Below are 19521 nucleotides of genomic sequence, written 5' to 3'. Positions count from 1 at the left end.
GTTAAAGAAATTGGTGTGCTTTATTCACTTTCGTCCCCCGAATCCGTACCGTCGCCGTTTTCGTCCCGCCCGGTCGGTACGATCTGCCGCTCCTCCGCGAAATGGCAGGCGGAGGGGTGCGCCGCCGGCCCGGACGCCTCCGCGAAGACCTCCGGGACCGCCAGGAGCGGCTGCTCCCGCGCGCACACCTCCTGGGCCTTCCAGCAGCGCGTACGGAAGCGGCAGCCGGACGGCGGGTTGGCCGGTGACGGCACGTCACCCACCAGGATGATCCGCTCCCGGTGCTCCCGCGCCGTCGGGTCGGGCAGCGGCACGGCGGAGAGCAGCGCCTGGGTGTACGGGTGGGTGGGGTGGTCGTAGATCTCGGCGTCGCTGCCGATCTCCGCGATCCGCCCCAGGTACATGACCCCGACCCGGTCCGAGATGTGCCGGACGATCGACAGGTCGTGCGCGATGAAGATGTACGACAGGTCGAACTCGTTCTGGAGCCGTTCCATCAGGTTGATCACCTGCGCCTGCACGGACACGTCCAGGGCGGAGACGGGCTCGTCCGCGACGATGATCTCCGGCTGGAGCGCGAGCCCGCGGGCGATGCCGATGCGCTGGCGCTGGCCGCCGGAGAACTGGTGCGGATACCGGTTGATGTACTCGGGGTTGAGTCCGACCACGTCGAGCAGGTCCTGGACCCTGCGCCGCCGCTCGCCCTTCGGCGCGACCTCGGGGTGGATCTCGAAGGGCTCCCCGATGATGTCCCCGACCGTCATGCGGGGGTTGAGCGAGGTGTACGGGTCCTGGAACACCATCTGGATGTTCCTGCGCACCGCCTTCAGCGCCCGCCCGGACAGCTTGCTGATGTCCTCGCCCTTGTACCGGATCTCCCCGGACGTCGGCCGTTCCAGGTTCACCAGCATCTTGGCCACGGTCGACTTGCCGCAGCCGGACTCCCCCACGATGCCGAGGGTCTCCCCCGCGGCCAGGTCGAAGGAGACCCCCGAGACCGCCTGGACCGCCCCGACCTGCTTCCTGACGAGGATCCCCCGGGTCAGCGGGAAGTTCTTGACCAGGTCACGCACTTCGAGAATGGCCTCGGCCATCGAGCGTCTCCCTCCAGAAGTAGCAGGCGCTCTCGCGGCCCCCGCCGACCTCGAACAGCGGTGGCACGTCCTTGCGGCAGACGTCCTGGGCCAGGGGGCAGCGCGGGTGGAAGGCGCAGCCCGGCGGGATGTTCGTCAGGTTCGGCGGCAGCCCCTGGATCGCGTACAGCTGGGATCCCTTCTGGTCGAGCCGGGGGATCGAGTCCAGCAGGCCGACGGTGTAGGGGTGGGCCGGCTTCTTGTAGATCTCGAAGACGGGGGCGGACTCGACGATGCGTCCCGCGTACATCACCGCGATCTTGTCGGCGACGTCGGCGACCACGCCGAGGTCGTGGGTGATGAGGATCAGCCCCATGTTCAGTTCGCGCTGGAGTTCCGCGAGCAGCTCCATCACCTGGGCCTGGACGGTCACGTCCAGCGCGGTGGTCGGCTCGTCCGCGATGATCAGCGCGGGCTCCAGGGCGAGCGCCATCGCGATCATGATGCGCTGGCGCATCCCGCCGGAGAACTGGTGCGGGTAGTCGTTGACGCGCTCGTGCGCGGCGGGGATCCGTACCCGGTCCATCAGCTCGACCGACTTGGCCTTGGCCTCCTTGCGGGACATCCCCCGGTGCACGATGAACATCTCGCCGAGCTGGGCGCCCACGGTGAGCACCGGGTTGAGCGAGGAGAGCGCGTCCTGGAAGATCATCGCCATCTTGGCGCCCCGGATCTTCCGCCGCTGGTCCTCCTTGAGCTTGAGGATGTCCTGGCCCTGGAAGATGACCTCGCCGCCGGTGATCTTCCCCGGTGGCATGTCCAGGATCCCCATGATCGCCTGGGCGGTCACGGACTTGCCGGAGCCGGACTCGCCGAGCACGGCGAGGGTCTCGCCCGCTTCGACGGAGTACGTGACGCCGTTGACGGCCTTGGCGACCCCCTCGCGGGTGTGGAACTCCACGTGCAGGTCGCGCACTTCGAGCAACATGGGACCGGGCTCCTCAGCGCAGCTTGGGATCGAGGGCGTCGCGTACGGCGTCGCCGAGCATGATGAACGCGAGCACGGTGAGCGCCAGCGCCCCGGCCGGCCAGAGCAGCGCGTGCGGGGCGTTGCGGACGTTCGGCGAGGCGTCCGAGATGTCGATCCCCCAGGAGACGGTGGGCGGTTTGAGGCCGACACCGAGGTACGAGAGGGTCGCCTCCAGCGAGATGAACGTGCCGAGCGCGATGGTCGCGACGACGATGACCGGGGCGATGGCGTTGGGCATGATGTGCCGGATCAGCATCCGGGTGTTGGAGGCGCCGAGCGCGCGTGCCGCCTGGACGTAGTCGTGCTGTTTGACGGTGATGACCGATCCCCGGGCGATGCGGGAGATCTGTGGCCAGCCGAGCACGATCATGAACCCGACCACGGGCCAGACCGTGGAGCTGGACACCACGGACAGCAGCACCAGGCCGCCGAGGACGACGGGGATGCCGAAGAAGATGTCGGTGATGCGGGAGAGGACCGCGTCCCAGCCGCCGCCGTAGAACCCGGCGAGTCCGCCGAGGATCGAGCCGACGAGGGCGACGCCCGCGCTGGCGCAGACACCGACGGTGACCGAGGCCCTGGCCCCGTAGACGGTACGGGTGTAGACGTCGCAGCCCTGTGCGTCGAAGCCGAAGGGGTGGCCGGAGCGGGCCCCCTGCTCGGAGTCGATCAGGTTGCAGGTGAGCGGGTTCTGGGTGGCGATCGAGTACGGCCAGATCGCGATGACCACCAGGAACAGGATGATCAGCCCCGAGATGATGAAGACGGGGTTGCGCCGCAGGTCGCGCCACGCGTCGGACCACAGGCTGCGCGCCCGCCCCTCGGAACCGCCCTCGGGGCCCTCGGGCTCCTTCTCCAGCGTGGCTCCCTCGCTGGTGGCGAGGTCCATCGCGCCACCGGCTCCGGTCGCCGCGATGGCACCACCGTCCTCCGGGGCTCCGTCCTCGGGGGGAAGCTGGGGCTCAGGCATACCGGATCCTCGGGTCGAGAACGGCGTAGAGGAGGTCGACCAGCAGATTCGCCACCAGGAAGACGATGACCAGGACGGTCACGAAGCCGACGACGGTCTGGGTGTTCTGGCGCAGGATGCCCTGGTAGAGCTGGAATCCGACGCCGTGGATGTTGAAGATGCGCTCGGTGACGATCGCGCCGCCCATGAGTGCCCCGATGTCCGTGCCGATGAAGGTGATCACCGGGATCAGGGAGTTGCGCAGCAGGTGCCGGATGACAACCCGGTGGCGCGGCAGGCCCTTGGCGGTGGCGGTACGGACGTAGTCGGAGCGGGCGTTCTCGGCGATCGAGGTCCGGGTGAGCCGGGTGACGTAGGCCAGGGAGACCGAGGCGAGCACCAGCCCCGGGACGATGAGTTCGTCGAGCGGCGCCGAGGAGGAGACGGACGGCTCGATGATGTTCCACTTCACGCCGAGCAGCAGCTGGGCCAGCAGGCCGGTGACGAAGGTCGGGACGGCGATGACGACCAGGGTCAGCAGCAGGACGCCGGTGTCGACGAAGCTGCCGCGGCGCAGTCCCGTGATCACGCCGAAGACGATCCCGATGATCAGCTCGAAGACGATGGCGACCAGCGTGAGGCGGATGGTGACCGGGAAGGCCGAGCCCATCAGGTCGATGACCTTCTCACCGTTGAAGGCGGTGCCGAAGTTCCCGGAGAACACGTGGCCCATGTACGTGAGGTATTGCTGCCAGAGGGGCTTGTCGAGGCCGAAGTCCTTGCGCAGCTGGGTGATGGTCGCCGGGTCGCACTGCTTGTCACCGCACAGGCCCGCGATGGGGTCTCCCTGAATATTGACCATCAGGAAGATCAGCAGCGTGGTGCCGATGAAGACGGGGATCATCTGCAGCAGACGCCGGATCACATAACGTCCCATGGACGGCTCCGGGGGTCGTGGGATGCGGGGCGCTCAGGGGTGGGCGGGGCCCTCGGCGAACGGTGTGCGGCCCGGCACGGGGTGCGCGCCGGGCCGTACACCGCGGTGGGTCAGTCGACCTTGATCTCGTTGTAGACGGGGACGCTGAACGGGTTCAGCGCGACGTTCGAGATCTTGTCCGAGAAGCCGGCGCTGCCGTTCTGGTACCAGAGCGGGACGGCCGCCATCTGGTCCCGTACGACACCCTCGGCCTGCTGGAAGGTCTTGACGGCCTTCGCCTCGTCGGTCTCGGCGTTGGCCTGGTTCACCAGCTTGTCGAACTGGGGGTTGCTGAACTGGCCGTCGTTGGACGAGGCGCCGGTGAAGTACAGGGGCTGGAGGAAGTCCTGGATCAGCGGGTAGTCCATCTGCCAGCCGGCGCGGAACGGGCCGGTCATCTTGTGCTGGCCGATCTGGTTGCGGAAGTCCGCGAAGGTGCCGACGGGCCGGCCGACGCAGGCCTTGTCGTTGCCCACCACGTTGTTGATGTTGTTGCAGACGGCGTCGACCCACACCTTGTGGGAGCCGGTGTCGGCGTTGTACGTGATGGTGAGCTTGCCGCCGGGGAAGCCTCCGGCGTCCGAGATCATCTTCTTGGCGGCGGACGCGTTGAACGTGCACTTCGAGCCGCAGAGGCCGGCCTGGAAGCCGCCGGCCTTGCCGAGGACCGGGGAGGTCCAGTCGGTGGCCGGGGTGCGGGTCTTCTGGAAGATGGTGTCGGTGATCTGCGGGCGGTTGATCGCCATGGAGATGCCGGTGCGGAGCTTGACGCCGTTCGGGCCGCTCCAGGCCTTGTCGTAGAACGGGAAGGCGAGGGTCTGGATGATGCCGGCCGGGGTGTTGATGTAGCGGCCGTCGAGGTCGGACTTCACGTTCCGCAGCTGGTTCGCGGGGACGTCGTCGACGAGGTCGAGGTTGCCCGCGACGAGGTCGGTGTAGGCGGTGTTGTTGTCGGTGTAGACCTTGAGGTCCACGCCACCGTTCTGGGCCTTGTCGGGGCCGGGGTACTTCTTCCAGGTGCGCAGCGACATCTGGGAGCCGCGGTCGTACTTCTGGACCTGGTACGGGCCGTTGCCGACGGGCTTGGCGAGCCAGGCCGAGTGGTTCGTGAAGAACGTCTGCGGGAGGGGCGAGAAGGCGGCGTACCCGAGGGTGTCGGGGAAGGTGGAGAACTTCTGCGAGAGACGGATCGTGAACGTCTGCGCGCCGGTGACCTTGAGGCCGGACATCGTGGTGCCGGTGGCCTTGCCCGTCTCCGGGTGGACCTGGTCGAACCCGTCGATGTACTGGAAGAACGAGGCGTTCTTCTGGTTGTTCTTCAGAGCCGCGCCGTAGTTCCAGGCGTTCACGAAGGACTTCGCGGTGACCTTCTCGCCGTTGCTGAACGTCCAGCCGTTCTTGACGGTGACGTTGAAGTTCTGGGCGTCCTTGGTGGTGATGGACTGCGCGAGCGCGTTCTCCGCCTTGGCGGTCTTCGGGTTGTAGCGCTTGAGTCCCCGGAAGATCAGGTCGAGGACCTTGCCGCCCTGCACCTCGTTGGTGTTGGCGGGTTCGAGGGGGTTCTGCGGGTCACCCCAGGAAGCGCTCACGACCCCGCTGGATCCGCTGCTGCCACTACTGCTGCTGCCGCTGCCGCTCCCACTGCTGCCGCTGCCGCAGGCCGTCGCGGCAAGAGCGACGGCCACCGTGCATGCGGCCCACTTGGCGTGCGTGGCTCCACGCATGGAACTGCCTCCTCGGAGTACGTGTCTCGCGTACGCCCAAATATCAGGGCATAAGGAACAAGACGCACACTTAACCCACCCGTATGAGCGTGACTCCATCCGGATGTACGCATTCCGGCGCTCGGGTGCCCGCATATCGGACTCATCGACCGGACTGTCCCGATATGAGGCCGAACGTCTTTTCGGTTCCCCCATGCGTGTACCAAGCACGTATCCCGGCGAGGTCATGCGCGGGTCATGGCCCAAAAGAGGGCGTCAAGCTCGTCCGGATTTCATTGACTCTGCATGAATTGCGTTGAAAAGGTCCGCATAGCCCGTGGGTCGACCGCGGATTCCTCTGTCCCCTCCGGGCCTGGAGCATCATGACGTTTTCCACTCCCCCGGCCGCCGCCCCCTTCGAGACGGTGGCCGACAGCGACGCCGCGGTGGCCGGCGCGCCCGTCCCCAAGGGCGGTGCGGGCCGCTCCCCCGGGCAGCTGGCCTGGCGGCGCTTCAAACGGGACCGCACGGGTCTTGTCTCGGCCGTCGTCGTGATCCTGTTCTTCGTCGTGGCCGTCTGCGCGCCGCTGATAGCCAAGGTGTACGGGAAGAACCCGTACGACACCTACGGCCAGGACAGCCCGGGACTGCTCAACGAGTTCGGCTTCCCGATCCGGCCCAACGGCGGCATCAGCGGGCAGTTCTGGTTCGGCCTGGAGCCCGGCCTCGGCCGGGACGTCTTCACGTTCCTGCTCTACGGCATCCGCAACTCGCTGCTGATCGCCACCGCGACCACCCTGCTGGTCACCGGCCTGGGCGTGGTGGTCGGCATCACCGCCGGCTACCTCGGCGGGAAGACCGACTTCTTCATCGGCCGGATCATCGACATCCTGCTGGCCTTCCCCGCGACGCTGTTCTTCATCGCCCTGTGGCCCGTACTGATCTCGATCCTCGTCTCACCGGAGGAGAACACCCCGGTCTGGCTGACGGTGTTCAGCCTCATCGCGGTGATGACCGCGTTCGGCTGGGCGCCCATGGCGCGTCTGCTGCGCGGCGAGGTGCTGGCCCTGCGGGAGCGGGAGTTCGTGGAGGCGGCGAAGGTGACCGGCGCCTCCCCCGCGCGGATCATCTTCAAGGAGCTGCTGCCCAACCTGTGGACGCCGATCCTCATCCAGGCGACCCTCGCGCTCCCCCTGTACGTCACCACCGAGGCGGGCCTCGCCTTCCTCGGCGTGGGCCTGACCTCGCCCACCCCCGACTGGGGCGTGATGATCCAGCGCGGCTCGAACATCTACCAGAACGACATCACTTTCATGCTCTTCCCGGGCGTGGCGATGGTCATCTTCGTCATCGCGTTCAACCTTCTCGGCGACTCGGTGCGCGACGCGCTGGACCCCAGGACCAGGCGCTGAACCAAGGACTTCCCTCCGGTCCGGGCGACGGCGCCCGTCGGACTCATCGTTTCTCTCTTCAACCAGGGCAGGAAGCAATGTCCCTCTCCCGCAGGAACTTCATGATCGCCACCTCGGTCGCCGTCGGCGGCTCGATGGCACTCGCCGCGTGCAGCAGCGGAAACTCCGGAGGTGGCGGCACCGGGGGCGCCAAGGCCGGTGCGGACAAGTACACCGGCAAGTCGGTCACCGTCGGTACGGCGTCGGACTCGACGGGTCCCGCGCCCGAGATAACCGGCGCCACCAAGGGCGGCACCCTGCGGCCGATCGGGGTGGACGACTTCTCCCACCTCGACCCGCAGCGGATCTACTTCTCCTGGAACTCCCAGGTCGGCAACTTGTACATCCGGTGCCTCACCGGCTACAAGATCGCCCCGGACGGCACCATGAAGCTGGTGGGCGACCTCGCCACCGACGCGGGCACCATGTCCGACGCCGGCAAGACCTGGACCTTCACGCTGAAGGACGGGCTCAAGTGGGAGGACGGCAGCGAGCTGACCGTCGAGGACGTGCGGCACGGCATCGAGCGCGGCTTCGCGAGCTTCACCACCGAGGGCGCCACCTACCTCCAGAACGCGCTGACCGGCAGCACCGACTTCCGGTCCGTCTACAAGGGCCCGTACAGCGGCAAGCACCTGGACTCCGTGGTCACGGACACCGCCAAGAAGACCATCACCTTCCACCTCAAGCTGGCCCGCCCCGACCTCAACTTCACGCTGGCGATGCACTCCTACGGCGCCGTGCCGGTCAAGCTGGACACCAAGGAGAAGTACGACAAGGACCCGGTGTCGGCGGGCCCGTACAAGATCAAGCAGCACTCCGTCGACAAGTCGATGACGCTGGTACGTAACCCCCAGTGGGACCCCGCGACGGACTCGATCCGCAACGCCTACCCGGACAGCTTCGCCTTCGAGTTCGGCCCGCAGGGCCTGGCCCAGACCGACCGGCTCATCGCCGACTCCGGCGACGACCAGTACGCGCTCCAGGCGTACGGCAACGTGCCCGCCGAGCGCATCCAGCAGGTCCTCACCGACGCGACGCTCAAGAAGCGCTCCATCGACGGGCTGCTGACCGGTCTGTACTACTACGCGATCAACATGAAGCGGATCCCCGACCTGAAGGTGCGCCAGGCGCTGATCCACGCGTGGCCGCTGGAGCAGATCCGTACGATCTACGGCGGCCCCTCCGCCGGCGACTACGCGACCACCATCCTGAGCCCCGACATCCTCGGCCGGGTGAAGTACGACGCCTACGGCAAACTCACCAAGCCGCAGGGCGACCCGGAGAAGGCCAAGGCGCTCCTCAAGGAGGCCGGCAAGACCGGTCAGAAGATCGTCTACGCGTTCCCGCAGAGCGACACGTACGACAAGACCAAGGTCGTCATCGAGAACGCGCTCAAGAAGGCCGGCTTCAACCCGGTCATCAAGCCGCTGGACTCGACGAGCTACTACGACCAGATCCAGCAGATCGACAACCAGTTCGACGTCATGTGGTTCGGCTGGGCCCCGGACTGGCCGACCGGCTACACGCTGATCCAGCCTCTCCTGGACGGCCGGACCATCGGCAACGGCGCGAACAACATCTCCCAGCTCAACGTCCCGGCGATCAACAAGCAGATCGACAAGGACGTCGTCATCCCGGACCCGGTGAAGGCCGGGGCCGCCTGGGCCGCGCTCGACAAGAAGATCATGACGGAGCAGGCGCCGCTCATCCCCGAGACGTACCAGCGCCGCTTCTACCTGTACGGCTCGAAGGTCGGCGGCTCCCTCTTCGACCCGCTGTTCTCCGCGTCCGTCCTCTACAAGCTGTACGCGAAGGCCTGACGCGATCCGGTGGGGCGCCGCACTCGGCGCCCCACCGGCCGGCCCCACCCACCGTCATCGGCGCCTGCCAGGGAAACCCATCGCCATGTTCCGCTTCCTCGTCCGCCGGACCTTCGGCGCACTCGTGATCCTGCTGATCATCAGCGCGATCACCTTCGTCCTCTTCTACGTCGCACCGCGCGACCCCGCGCGTGTCGCCTGCGGCAAGGTCTGCACGCCCGAGACCCTGGCTCTGGTGCGCCGCAACCTGGGGATCGCCGATCCGCTGCCCGTGCAGTACTGGCACTGGCTGCAAGCCGTCTTCGTCGGCCGCGACTACCCGTCGTTCGGGCACTGCCCCGCGCCCTGCCTCGGGTACTCCTTCCACAACCGCGAGCCGGTCCTCGGCACGATCCTCGACCGCTTCCCGACCACGATCTCGCTCTCCATCGGCAGCGCCGTGGTGTTCGTGATCGTCGGAGTCGGTACGGGCATGCTCGCCGCGGTGAAGCAGGGCAAGGCGCTGGACAAGGTGGCCTCCTCGGCCTCGCTGATCGGCTCCTCGCTCCAGATCTACATCGTCGGGGTACTGGCGGTGTACTACCTGACCGACCAGTGGCACCTCCTCAGCCGCCCCCAGTACGTCCCGCTCACCGAGGACCCCTGGGGCTGGTTCCAGGGGCTGCTGCTGCCGTGGTTCGTGCTGGCGCTGATCTTCACCGCCAACTACACCCGCATGGCCCGCTCCCAGCTGGTCGAGTCGCTCAGCGAGGACTACGTCCGTACGGCGCGCGCCAAGGGCCTCTCCCGCCGGACCGTCTTCTTCCGGTTCGCCTGGCGGGGCGCCATGGGCCCGATCGTCACGATCTTCGGCCTCGACCTCGGCTATCTGCTCGGCGGCGCGATCATCACCGAGCAGACCTTCAGCCTGCACGGCATCGGCGCCCTCTCCATCAAGGCCGTCCAGGACAACGACCTGCCCCTCCTGCTCGGCGTCGTCCTGGTCGCCGCCACCGCCATCGTCGTCTTCAACATCATCGTCGACGCGGTGTACGCCCTCATCGACCCGCGCGTACGCCTCGCCTAGGAGAGATCCCCATGACCACCCCCGCCCTCTCCGGCCCCACCCTCTCCGGCCCCGGCCCCTTCCTCGCCGTACGGGACCTGCGTGTGCACTTCTCCACCGAGGACGGCACCGTCAAGGCCGTCGACGGCCTCTCCTTCGAGGTGGAGAAGGGCAGGACCCTCGGCATCGTCGGCGAGTCGGGATCCGGCAAGTCCGTCACCAACCTGTCGATCCTCGGACTGCACGACCGGCGGCACACCACGATGGAGGGCGAGATCCTCCTGGAGGGAAAGGACCTGCTCACCGCGTCGGAGCGGGAGCTGGAGCGGCTGCGCGGCAACAAGATGTCCATGATCTTCCAGGACGCGCTGGCCTCGCTGTCGCCGTACCACACGATCGGCAGGCAGATCTCGGAGACGTACCGCAAGCACACCGGCGCCTCCAAGAAGGAGGCCCGCGCGCGGGCGGTCGAGATGCTGCGGCGGGTCGGCATCCCCCAGCCGGACGTACGGGTGGACGACTACCCGCACCAGTTCTCCGGCGGGATGCGGCAGCGCGCGATGATCGCCATGGCGCTGGTCTGCGACCCCGAGCTGCTGATCGCGGACGAGCCGACGACCGCGCTCGACGTGACCGTACAGGCCCAGATCATGGACCTGCTCAAGGATCTCCAGCAGGAGACCGGCACGGCGATCGTCTTCATCACCCACGACCTCGGTGTCATCGCCGACATCGCGGACGAGGTGCTGGTGATGTACGCGGGGCGCTGTGTGGAGCGCGGCACGAAGAAGGACGTGCTGAACGCCCCCCAGCACCCGTACACCTGGGGGCTGCTGGGCTCCATGCCCAGCCTCGACGGACCGGTGGACGTCCCGCTGTCGCCCATCCCCGGCACCCCGCCGAGCCTGCTCAACCCGCCGTCCGGCTGCCGCTTCCACCCGCGGTGCGCCTTCGCCGAGCAGGTGGGCGGCGGGCGGTGCGCGACCGAACAGCCGCCGCTCGACCTGGTGGACGGGCGCGGGGCCGCCTGCCATCTGACCGCCGCCCAACGGGTCGAGTTCTCCGCCGACTTCGCCGGTTCCCGGCTCCACTGACGTACGACAGAAGGGACTTCACCCCATGAACAGCACCGAACCCCTCCTGGACGTCGCCGGGCTCACCAAGCACTTCCCGATCAAGGGCGGTTTCCCGGTCCGGCGGACGGTCGGCGCCGTCCAGGCCGTCGACGGGCTGGACTTCACCGTCGCCGGGGGCGAGAGCCTGGGCCTGGTCGGCGAGTCGGGCTGCGGCAAGTCGACCACCGGCCGGCTGATCACGCGGCTGCTGGAGCCGACCGCGGGCCGGATCACCTACCGGGGCCGGGACATCACCCACGCCTCGCGCCGGGAGATGGCCCCGCTGCGCTCCGAGATCCAGATGATCTTCCAGGACCCGTACGCCTCGCTGAACCCCCGGCAGACCGTCGGCAAGATCATCTCGGGCCCGATGGAGATCAACGACGTCAATCCGCGCGGTGGCCGGGAGCGCCGGGTGCGGGAGCTGCTGGAGACGGTGGGGCTCAACCCCGAGCACTACAACCGCTTCCCGCACGAGTTCTCGGGCGGCCAGCGCCAGCGGATCGGCGTCGCCAGGGCCCTGGCCCTGGAGCCCAAGCTGATCGTGGCCGACGAGCCGGTCTCCGCGCTCGACGTCTCCATCCAGGCGCAGGTGGTCAACCTGCTCCAGCAGCTCCAGCGCGACCTCGGCATCGCCTTCCTCTTCATCGCGCACGACCTGGCGATCGTGCGGCACTTCTCGCAGCGGGTCGCGGTCATGTACCTGGGCCGGATCGTGGAGGTCGCCGACCGCGACGACCTGTACGGCAACCCCCGCCACCCGTACACCCGGGCGCTGCTCTCCGCCGTGCCCGAGGCGACCGCCGAGAACGTGCCGCGCCGCGAGCGGATCCTGCTCACCGGGGACGTGCCCTCACCGGTCCACCCGCCGTCCGGCTGCCGCTTCCGCACCCGCTGCTGGAAGGCCACGGACCTGTGCGCGACCGAGACTCCTCCGCTGGTACGCGTGGAAGGCAGCCGGTCCGGCCACCTGACCGCGTGCCACTACCCGGAGGACCCACAGACGGTGCCGGCGGCTCGGGGCGTTGCCGCCGGCACCCCTCTCCCCCCAGACCCCCCGGCACGGTTCTGAACACCCCTTTCTCGAACCGCGCCGCCAGAACCGGTCCCGGCCCATTGACCCGAGCCCCATGAGACCGGTTCCCGGGGAAAAAGAGAGGCCCGCGACCCGCCCCCACGGGCGGTGCGCGGGCCTTTTCCCGGTCTCGTGTCCCGTCGCGTGTCCCGTCTCGTGTCCCGTCTCGTGTCCCGCGCGCCCCGTCTCAGACCGGGAGGACGACCTCCCAGGTGTTCACCGCGAAGTGCGTCCGCATCCCGTTGTTCTCGTACAGGCGCAGCGCCCCGGTCTCGTTCGCGGTGTCCACGCCGAGGCCGACGCTCTCCCTGCCGCGCGCCGCGAACGCGGCGAAGGCGTCCCGCAGCAGGAATCCGCCGATGCCGCGGCCCCTGGCCTCCTCGACGACCCCGACGTTGTTGATCCACCCCATCGCCTCGCGGTCGTCCCTGCCGAGCATCACGCCCGCGTCGCCCAGGCCCTCGACGGAGGCGATCCTGATCAGGGACCAGTCGAGCCGCCCGGCGTCCAGGTCGTGCGACCACTGCTCGTACGTACGCGGCCGGTGGTCGAAGTGCGCCGCGAAGGTCAGCTCGCACAGCTCGTGCGCCCGCCGGTGGTCGGCCTCGGCCGTGCAGTCCCGCAGGGTCACCCCGGACGGCGGCGTGGGCGCCGGCGTGGCCCGCGGGGACACGTCACGGACCATGACCTGGTAGCGCCGCACCGGCCGCCAGCCGCGCTTCTCGATGAGCGCGGTGTCCAGCGTGGGCTCGGTGTTGAGGTGCAGGTGGACGACGGCCCGCGCGGCGCCGTTGGCCCGTACGCGCTCGACCGTCCGCGCCTCCATCAGGTCCAGCAGCCGCACCGCCACGTCCTGCCGGTCGGGCAGCACGTAGTGGTCCATGTCGATCCGCTCGGCGCCGGAGTCGCCCCACACCAGGCCGTACCCCACGAGGACGCCGTCGGCGTACGCCAGCCACGAGTCCTTCGCGAGGTCGGTCTCCGGGTGTTCGAGATCGGCCTCCATGGTGTGCAGATCGGTCTCGGGGCGCCCGATCTCGATGAGGTCGACGGCGTTGACGAGATCGGTGATCGCGGCGGCGTCGCCGGGGGTCGCCGGGCGCAGGGTGAGGGCCATGCGCCCAATCTCGGGGCCGTACGCCCCGTACGCAACGCAATTTCGCCGCCGGGGAAAGCTGCGTAAAAGCCCGGGAAAACGCCGGGCCCGTGTCCGCGGCATGCGCGGACACGGGCCCTGGACGAGGGGTGGACTACGCCGCGTGGACGACGTCCTTCTCCTCGGCGAAGTGGCACGCCGATTCGTGCGCGACCTCGCCGCCCGCCGCCACGAAGCGCTCGGGAACCGCCAGCAGCGGCACCTCGGTCGCGCAGCGGTCCTCCGCCTTCCAGCAGCGGGTACGGAAGCGGCAGCCGGACGGCGGGTTCGCCGGCGACGGCACGTCCCCGGTGAGGATGATCCGCTCCCGGCCCTCACGCGCGGTCGGGTCGGGCACCGGGACCGCCGACAGCAGCGCCTGTGTGTACGGGTGCGTGGGGTGGTCGTAGATCTGGGTGTCCGTACCGATCTCGGCCATCTTGCCCAGGTACATCACGCCGACCCGGTCGGAGATGTGCCGGACGATCGACAGGTCGTGCGCGATGAAGATGTACGACAGGTTGAACTCGTTCTGGAGCCGTTCCATCAGGTTGATCACCTGCGCCTGCACGGACACGTCCAGCGCCGAGACCGGCTCGTCGCAGATGATGATCTCGGGGTTGAGCGCGAGGCCCCGGGCGATGCCGATGCGCTGGCGCTGACCGCCCGAGAACTGGTGCGGATACCGGTTGATGTACTCCGGGTTCAGCCCCACGACGTCGAGCAGGTCCTGGACCTTCTGCCGCCGGTCACCCTTGGGCGCCGCCTCGGGGTGGATCTCGAAGGGCTCCCCGATGATGTCCCCGACCGTCATGCGGGGGTTGAGCGAGGTGTACGGGTCCTGGAACACCATCTGGATGTTCCTGCGCACCGCCTTCAGCGCCCGGCCCGAGAGCCGGGTGATGTCCTGGCCCTTGAAGAACACCTCGCCGGCCGTGGCCTTCTCCAGCGTCATCAGGAGCTTGGCGACGGTGGACTTGCCACAGCCGGACTCGCCCACGATGCCGAGGGTCTCGCCCTGGTAGAGGTCGAACGAGATGCCGTCGACGGCCTTCACGGCGCCGACGTTCTTCTTGAAGAGGATGCCCTGGGTCAGCGGGAAGTGCTTGACCAGGTTGCGCACCTGGAGGATGGGCTCCCCGCGCTCCACCGGCGCCTCGATCGCCGCGACGGCGGCGCTGTCGGTGGCCGCGTCGACTATCTCGACGTCGGTCACGTTGGGCGTGGCGTCCACCGGCTCGCCCTGCCGGCCGAGGTCAGCCATGGATCGTCTCCTTCCAGAAGTGGCACGCGCTACCCCGCCCGGGCAGTTCGGTTCCGTCCTGCTCGGTCACCGCGTGCAGCGGCGGCAGTTCGGTGCGGCAGATGTCCTGCGCACGCGGGCAGCGGGGGTTGAAGGCACAACCGGACGGGACGTGCAGCAGGTTGGGCGGCAGGCCCTTGATCGCGTAGAGCTCCTGGCCCTTCTGGTCCAGCCGCGGGATCGAGTCCAGGAGTCCCCGGGTGTACGGGTGGGCGGGCCGCTTGTAGATCTCGTGGACCGGTGCGGTCTCGACGATCCGTCCCGCGTACATCACCGCGATCTTGTCCGCGACGTCGGCGACCACGCCGAGGTCGTGGGTGATCAGGATCAGGCCCATGTTGAACTCGCGCTGGAGCTCCGCGAGCAGGTCCATGACCTGGGCCTGGACGGTGACGTCGAGCGCGGTGGTCGGCTCGTCCGCGATGATCAGGTCGGGCTCCAGGGCGAGCGCCATCGCGATCATGATGCGCTGGCGCATACCGCCGGAGAACTGGTGCGGGTAGTCGTTCACCCGGTCCTTCGCGGCGGGGATGTGCACCCGGTCCATCAGCGCGATGGCCCTGGCCTTGGCCTCCTTCTTGGAGAGGCCCAGGTGCACCCGGTACATCTCCGCGAGCTGGTAGCCCACGGTCAGCACCGGGTTGAGAGACGACAGCGCGTCCTGGAAGATCATCGCGATCTTGCGGCCGCGGAGCTGGCGCCGCTCCTCGTTCGACATGGTGAGCATGTCCTGGCCGCGGAAGAGGATCTCGCCCTTGGGTATGCGGCCGGGCGGCATGTCGAGGATGCCCATGATCGCCTGGGCGGTCACGGACTTGCCGGATCCCGACTCGCCGAGGACGGCGAGCGTCTCGCCGGCGGCGACACTGTAGTTGACGCCGTTGACGGCCCTGACGACTCCGCCACGGGTGGCGAACTCGACGTGCAGGTCACGGACTTCGAGCAACGGGCCGCCGGAGGCGGCGTCGTCCTGTGCGGCGGAGGCCGCCGAGGTCTTGTCGATGATGGTCATGTACGCCTCCCTCAGCGCAGCTTCGGATCGAGGGCGTTGCGCACCGCATCGCCGAGCATGATGAACGCCAGCACGGTGATGCTGAGCATGATCGACGGGTAGATGAGGATGTGCTGGGCCACCCGGATCTGGTTGGCGCCGTCCGAGATGTCGATGCCCCACGAGATGGTCGGCGCGGAGAGCCCGAGTCCCAGGTAGGACAGCGTGGCCTCGGCCGAGATGTAGCCGCCGAGCGAGATGGTGGCGACGACGATCACCGGGGCGAGGGCGTTCGGCAGGATGTGCTTGAACAGGATGCGGGTGGTGCCCGCGCCCAGCGCCTTGGCGGCCTGCACGTAGTCGGCCTGCTTGATGGTGATGACGGAACCGCGCATCACGCGCGCGATCTGGGTCCAGCCGAGGAAGGCCAGGGCCAGGACGACGACCCACACCTTGCGCTCCGCGAAGGAGTTCATGACGACCATCGCGCCGAGCAGGAACGGGACGCCGAAGAAGATGTCGGTGAGCCGGGACAGGATGGAGTCGACGATGCCGCCGAAGTACCCGGCGATCATGCCGACGATGCCGCCCAGCACGGTGACCAGCAGGGTCACCACGATGCCGACGATCACCGAGGCGCGGGCCCCGTAGATGAGGCGGGCGTAGACGCTGCGGCCCTGCCCGTCGTATCCGAGCCACTCCGGGGAGAAGGCGTGTCCCAGCTGCGGCTTCTGGAGGAAGTGGTTCTTCAGGTCGCCGACGCCGGGGTCCGCGCTGGTGAACAGGCCGGGGAAGGCCGTGATGAGCAGCAGCAGGAGGATCAGGACGGACGAGACCACGAAGTACGGGTTGCGGCGCAGGTCCTGCCAGGCGTCGCCCCACAGGGAGCGCGGCTTCTCGATCGCCGGTCCCGCCACTCCGGCCGCCGCGACGGCGGCCGTGGTCTCGGGTGCGGTGCTGTCGACCGCGGTCTTGGTCAGATCAGGCATAACGGATCCTCGGGTCCAGGACCGCGTAGAGCAGGTCGACGATCAGGCTGGTCGCGAGATAGACGAGGACGAGCACCGTCACCAGGCCGACCAGGGTGGTGCCCTCGCGGCGCTGGATGGACTCGAAGATCGTGCCGCCCACACCGTGGATGTTGAACAGGCCCTCGGTGATGATCGCGCCGCCCATCAGGGCGCCGATGTCCGTGCCCAGGAAGGTGACGACGGGGATCATCGAGTTGCGCATCAGGTGCACGCCGATCACCCGGCGCCGGGGCAGGCCCTTGGCCACCGCGGTCCGCATGTAGTCGGAGCGGAGGTTCTCGGCTATCGACGTACGGGTCAGCCGTGCGACGTACGCGAGGGAGAGGCCGGCCAGCACGACGGCCGGCATCACCAGCTCACTCCACTTGACGTCGTCGGAGACGTTGGGGGCGGTCCAGCCGAGCTGGAACGCGAAGACCGTCTTGAAGATGAAGCCCAGCACGAAGACGGGCACCGAGATCATCAGCAGCGTGAAGATCAGTACGGCGGAGTCGATCAGACGCCCCGCGCGCATGCCCGCCATGATGCCCAGTCCGATACCGAAGACCAGCTCGATGAGGAACGCGAGCGCGGCGAGGCGGATGGTGACCGGGAAGGCGTCGGCGAGGACGTCGGTCACCGGTCTCCGGCTGGCTATCTGGGTGCCGAAGTCACCCTGCAGCAGGCCGGTCAGGTAATGCCAGTACTGCACCAGGATCGGCTGGTCCAGGCCCAGGTCGTGCCGGATGCTCGCCACGGTCGCCGGATCGGCTCCCTTGTCTCCGAAGAGGGCACGCACCGGGTCACCGGGCAGGGCATACACCATGAGAAAGATCAGCAGGGTCGTCCCGATGAAGACCGGGATCATCTGGAGCAGTCGTCGTGCGACATAGCGCCCCATTATTCCTCCATGTCAGTCGCTGGGGCAGCCGACGGGCCCCCCTCCCGGAACTCGGAAGAAGGGCCCCCCGGCCGCCACCCGCACCCGGTGTCACTGAACTGAGTCAGGACCGGACACGTGATGCGCGATGTTTGCTACTTCTTGACCTGGACGCTGGTGAGGATCGGGTCCCCGTCCTGCGCGTAGTCGACACCGGACACCTTGTCCGAGTAACCGGCGTTGACCTTGTAGTACCAGAGCGGGATGGCCGGCATCTCGTTGACCATCTCCTTCTCGGCGTCCTGGTAGAGCTTGACGGACTCGTCCAGCGTGGGAGCCGCGTCCGCGCCCTTGATCAGGCCGTCGATCTTCGCCGAGGAGAAGCCGCTCGTGTTGCCGTCCGACTTGGTGCCGTACAGGTCACGGATGAAGTTGGCGTTCACCGGGTAGTCGAGCACCCAGCCACCGCGGTACATGGACTTGACCTCTTTCGCGTCACGCGAGTCGAGGTCGGCCTGGAAGTCGGCCTTGGAGTCCCCGGTGCAGGCGACGCCCGTGGCCTGGGTGATGCTGCCGCAGACGGCCTCGACCCATTCCTTGTGGCCGCCGTCGGCGTTGAACTGGATGGAGATCTTGTTGCCGGGCACACCGCCGCCGGCCTTGATGAGCGCCTTGGCCGCGGCCGGGTCGTACTTGAAGACGTCGCCGCCGACGTTGTCCTGGTACCCGAGCACGCCCTTGGCGACGAAGCCCGTCGCCGGCTCGCGGGTGCCCTGGAGGACCGTCTTGGTGATCGTGTCGCGGTCGATCGCCCTCGACAGGCCCTGGAGGACGCGGGGGTCGATGTCCTTCCACTGCTTGGTGTAGAAGGCCGGGACGATCGACTGGACGGCGGAGTACGCCTTGTCCACGGCGCGGTCGCCGAGGTCGTCACGGTAGACGGGGAGGTCCTTCGGCGCGATCTGCCGCAGGACGTCGACGTTGCCGGACTTGAGGTCCTCGTAGGCCGTTTCCAGGTTGGTGTAGTTCTTGAACGTCACACCACCGTTCTTGGCCTTGTCCGGACCGGTGTAGTCGGCGAAGGCCGCGACCTCGATCTTCTTCTTGTGGTCCCAGCTGACGAACTTGTAGGGACCGTTGCCAACCGGCTTCTCACCGGCGGCGGCCGGGTCGGCGTAGAAGGACTCGGGGAGCGGCGAGAAGACCTCGTAGCCGAGCTTGTAGATGAAGTACGGGATCGGCGTGCTGAGCTCGATCGTGAAGGTGGTGGGGTCGACCACCTTCAGGCCGGACAGCTCGGTCTTCTTCGGGTCACCCTTGTCGGGGTGGACGTCCGCGAAGCCGGCGATGTCCGAGAACCAGAACGAGTTCGTCTGGTTGTTCTTGATGTTCGCGGCCCAGTTCCATGCCTTGACATAGGACTCGGCGGTGACCGGGGTCCCGTCGTGGAACTTCCAGTCCTTCTTCAGCTTCACCGTGTAGGTCTTGTTGTCCGTGGTGTCCACCGACTCGGCGTTCACCATGACGATCTTGCCCGCGGCGTCGTAGTCGACGAGCTGCTGGAAGAGCGCCCCGATCACGATGCTGCCGTTGGACTCCATGGTGTTGGCGGGCTGCAGCGGGTTCTGCGGCTCACCCACCTCGACGGAGAACTTGCCGTTCGGATCGAACGAGCCTGTGCTCGCCTTGTCACCGTTGTCGTCGCTGCCACTGTCACTGCCGCCACAGGCAGTTACGGCCAGGGCGACGATTATCGCTCCCGCGACCCACTTGGCGCTCTTGGCACCACGCATGGGTTCCTCCTCATGAGTCCACTAGTCACAACAAGAAGGGCATTGTCTACGCGCGCTGACACCCCTGACAGCGAGCTGATCAAATGCCCCGAGTGTGCTCGTGAGTCGGCGCTCCCCACTGCGCGTGACCCATTGACCCGAGCTCAATGAGCCAACTATTAGGTACGGC

General features: G+C 67.8%; 16 protein-coding genes. 5 read left to right on the top strand and 11 right to left on the bottom strand.

Going from position 1 to position 19521, the window contains the following annotated elements; translation table 11 throughout:
* Window positions 1–20: 20 nt before the first annotated feature.
* The 5 genes from ACIO1C_RS30795 to ACIO1C_RS30775 form a co-directional block, all read right to left on the bottom strand.
* Window positions 21–1094 carry an ABC transporter ATP-binding protein gene (locus ACIO1C_RS30795; protein ID WP_401869611.1) on the bottom strand — a complete coding sequence of 358 codons (1074 nt, stop codon included), beginning with the start codon at window positions 1092–1094 and terminating at the stop codon, window positions 21–23.
* Window positions 1066–2061, bottom strand: a complete 996-nt coding sequence (locus ACIO1C_RS30790) for an ABC transporter ATP-binding protein (protein ID WP_401869609.1) — start codon at window positions 2059–2061, stop codon at window positions 1066–1068. Before ACIO1C_RS30790 ends, ACIO1C_RS30795 begins: the two co-directional genes overlap by 29 nt.
* 13 nt (window positions 2062–2074) lie before the next feature.
* Window positions 2075–3073 (bottom strand): ABC transporter permease, encoded by a 999-nt coding sequence (locus ACIO1C_RS30785; protein ID WP_401869606.1) that lies wholly within the window; start codon window positions 3071–3073, stop codon window positions 2075–2077.
* Window positions 3066–3989: an ABC transporter permease gene (locus ACIO1C_RS30780; RefSeq protein WP_161312458.1), complete on the bottom strand. Its 924-nt coding sequence runs from the start codon at window positions 3987–3989 to the stop codon at window positions 3066–3068. Before ACIO1C_RS30780 ends, ACIO1C_RS30785 begins: the two co-directional genes overlap by 8 nt.
* A 110-nt stretch (window positions 3990–4099) precedes the next feature.
* Window positions 4100–5752 carry an ABC transporter substrate-binding protein gene (locus ACIO1C_RS30775; RefSeq protein ID WP_401869602.1) on the bottom strand — a complete coding sequence of 551 codons (1653 nt, stop codon included), beginning with the start codon at window positions 5750–5752 and terminating at the stop codon, window positions 4100–4102.
* A 362-nt stretch (window positions 5753–6114) separates the two neighbouring features.
* On the opposite strand from ACIO1C_RS30775, the gene ACIO1C_RS30770 reads away from it, so the two are divergent.
* The 5 genes from ACIO1C_RS30770 to ACIO1C_RS30750 all read left to right on the top strand — a co-directional run bounded on the left by ACIO1C_RS30770 (window position 6115) and on the right by ACIO1C_RS30750 (window position 12237).
* Window positions 6115–7143 carry an ABC transporter permease gene (locus tag ACIO1C_RS30770; RefSeq protein WP_401869599.1) on the top strand — a complete coding sequence of 343 codons (1029 nt, stop codon included), beginning with the start codon at window positions 6115–6117 and terminating at the stop codon, window positions 7141–7143.
* Window positions 7144–7220: 77 nt separating this feature from the next.
* The gene (locus tag ACIO1C_RS30765; protein ID WP_401869596.1) at window positions 7221–9005 is read left to right on the top strand and encodes an ABC transporter substrate-binding protein; all 1785 of its coding nucleotides are present in this window, start codon (window positions 7221–7223) and stop codon (window positions 9003–9005) included.
* 85 nt (window positions 9006–9090) lie between these two features.
* Complete coding sequence (locus ACIO1C_RS30760) at window positions 9091–10071, top strand: ABC transporter permease (RefSeq protein WP_401869593.1); 981 nt, start codon at window positions 9091–9093, stop codon at window positions 10069–10071.
* Between the two features lie 11 nt (window positions 10072–10082).
* Complete coding sequence (locus ACIO1C_RS30755; RefSeq protein WP_401869590.1) at window positions 10083–11144, top strand: ABC transporter ATP-binding protein; 1062 nt, start codon at window positions 10083–10085, stop codon at window positions 11142–11144.
* 25 nt (window positions 11145–11169) lie between these two features.
* Window positions 11170–12237, top strand: coding sequence for an ABC transporter ATP-binding protein (locus ACIO1C_RS30750; RefSeq protein ID WP_401869588.1), 1068 nt, complete (start codon window positions 11170–11172; stop codon window positions 12235–12237).
* 190 nt (window positions 12238–12427) lie between these two features.
* On the opposite strand, the gene ACIO1C_RS30745 is transcribed toward ACIO1C_RS30750, so the two are convergent.
* The 6 genes from ACIO1C_RS30745 to ACIO1C_RS30720 all read right to left on the bottom strand — a co-directional run bounded on the left by ACIO1C_RS30745 (window position 12428) and on the right by ACIO1C_RS30720 (window position 19352).
* On the bottom strand, window positions 12428–13357 hold the full coding sequence (locus tag ACIO1C_RS30745) for a GNAT family N-acetyltransferase (RefSeq protein WP_401869585.1): 930 nt from the start codon (window positions 13355–13357) through the stop codon (window positions 12428–12430).
* Between the two features lie 133 nt (window positions 13358–13490).
* Window positions 13491–14639: an ABC transporter ATP-binding protein gene (locus ACIO1C_RS30740; RefSeq protein ID WP_401869583.1), complete on the bottom strand. Its 1149-nt coding sequence runs from the start codon at window positions 14637–14639 to the stop codon at window positions 13491–13493.
* Complete coding sequence (locus tag ACIO1C_RS30735) at window positions 14632–15690, bottom strand: ABC transporter ATP-binding protein (RefSeq protein ID WP_401869580.1); 1059 nt, start codon at window positions 15688–15690, stop codon at window positions 14632–14634. Before ACIO1C_RS30735 ends, ACIO1C_RS30740 begins: the two co-directional genes overlap by 8 nt.
* Window positions 15691–15701: 11 nt before the next feature.
* On the bottom strand, window positions 15702–16658 hold the full coding sequence (locus tag ACIO1C_RS30730) for an ABC transporter permease (protein ID WP_401869579.1): 957 nt from the start codon (window positions 16656–16658) through the stop codon (window positions 15702–15704).
* A complete protein-coding gene (locus ACIO1C_RS30725) occupies window positions 16651–17580 on the bottom strand; it encodes an ABC transporter permease (RefSeq protein WP_401869577.1) in 930 nt (309 codons plus the stop codon). The genes ACIO1C_RS30730 and ACIO1C_RS30725 overlap by 8 nt, the downstream gene beginning before the upstream one ends.
* A gap of 134 nt (window positions 17581–17714) precedes the next feature.
* Window positions 17715–19352: an ABC transporter substrate-binding protein gene (locus tag ACIO1C_RS30720; protein ID WP_401869575.1), complete on the bottom strand. Its 1638-nt coding sequence runs from the start codon at window positions 19350–19352 to the stop codon at window positions 17715–17717.
* Window positions 19353–19521 lie beyond the last annotated feature (169 nt).

The sequence above is a fragment of the Streptomyces sp. NPDC087420 genome (genome assembly GCF_044744165.1).
Taxonomy (GTDB): Bacteria; Actinomycetota; Actinomycetes; order Streptomycetales; family Streptomycetaceae; genus Streptomyces.
This window is presented reverse-complemented; position numbering and strand designations above follow the sequence as displayed.

What these genes read in the sequence shown, in the direction of transcription:
- ACIO1C_RS30795 (WP_401869611.1), bottom strand. Translation starts at nt 1,094, where the DNA reads ATGGCCGAGGCCATTCTCGAAGTGCGTGACCTGGTCAAGAACTTCCCG.
- ACIO1C_RS30790 (WP_401869609.1), bottom strand. Translation starts at nt 2,061, where the DNA reads ATGTTGCTCGAAGTGCGCGACCTGCACGTGGAGTTCCACACCCGCGAG.
- ACIO1C_RS30785 (WP_401869606.1), bottom strand. Translation starts at nt 3,073, where the DNA reads ATGCCTGAGCCCCAGCTTCCCCCCGAGGACGGAGCCCCGGAGGACGGT.
- ACIO1C_RS30780 (WP_161312458.1), bottom strand. Translation starts at nt 3,989, where the DNA reads ATGGGACGTTATGTGATCCGGCGTCTGCTGCAGATGATCCCCGTCTTC.
- ACIO1C_RS30775 (WP_401869602.1), bottom strand. Translation starts at nt 5,752, where the DNA reads ATGCGTGGAGCCACGCACGCCAAGTGGGCCGCATGCACGGTGGCCGTC.
- ACIO1C_RS30770 (WP_401869599.1), top strand. Translation starts at nt 6,115, where the DNA reads ATGACGTTTTCCACTCCCCCGGCCGCCGCCCCCTTCGAGACGGTGGCC.
- ACIO1C_RS30765 (WP_401869596.1), top strand. Translation starts at nt 7,221, where the DNA reads ATGTCCCTCTCCCGCAGGAACTTCATGATCGCCACCTCGGTCGCCGTC.
- ACIO1C_RS30760 (WP_401869593.1), top strand. Translation starts at nt 9,091, where the DNA reads ATGTTCCGCTTCCTCGTCCGCCGGACCTTCGGCGCACTCGTGATCCTG.
- ACIO1C_RS30755 (WP_401869590.1), top strand. Translation starts at nt 10,083, where the DNA reads ATGACCACCCCCGCCCTCTCCGGCCCCACCCTCTCCGGCCCCGGCCCC.
- ACIO1C_RS30750 (WP_401869588.1), top strand. Translation starts at nt 11,170, where the DNA reads ATGAACAGCACCGAACCCCTCCTGGACGTCGCCGGGCTCACCAAGCAC.
- ACIO1C_RS30745 (WP_401869585.1), bottom strand. Translation starts at nt 13,357, where the DNA reads ATGGCCCTCACCCTGCGCCCGGCGACCCCCGGCGACGCCGCCGCGATC.
- ACIO1C_RS30740 (WP_401869583.1), bottom strand. Translation starts at nt 14,639, where the DNA reads ATGGCTGACCTCGGCCGGCAGGGCGAGCCGGTGGACGCCACGCCCAAC.
- ACIO1C_RS30735 (WP_401869580.1), bottom strand. Translation starts at nt 15,690, where the DNA reads ATGACCATCATCGACAAGACCTCGGCGGCCTCCGCCGCACAGGACGAC.
- ACIO1C_RS30730 (WP_401869579.1), bottom strand. Translation starts at nt 16,658, where the DNA reads ATGCCTGATCTGACCAAGACCGCGGTCGACAGCACCGCACCCGAGACC.
- ACIO1C_RS30725 (WP_401869577.1), bottom strand. Translation starts at nt 17,580, where the DNA reads ATGGGGCGCTATGTCGCACGACGACTGCTCCAGATGATCCCGGTCTTC.
- ACIO1C_RS30720 (WP_401869575.1), bottom strand. Translation starts at nt 19,352, where the DNA reads ATGCGTGGTGCCAAGAGCGCCAAGTGGGTCGCGGGAGCGATAATCGTC.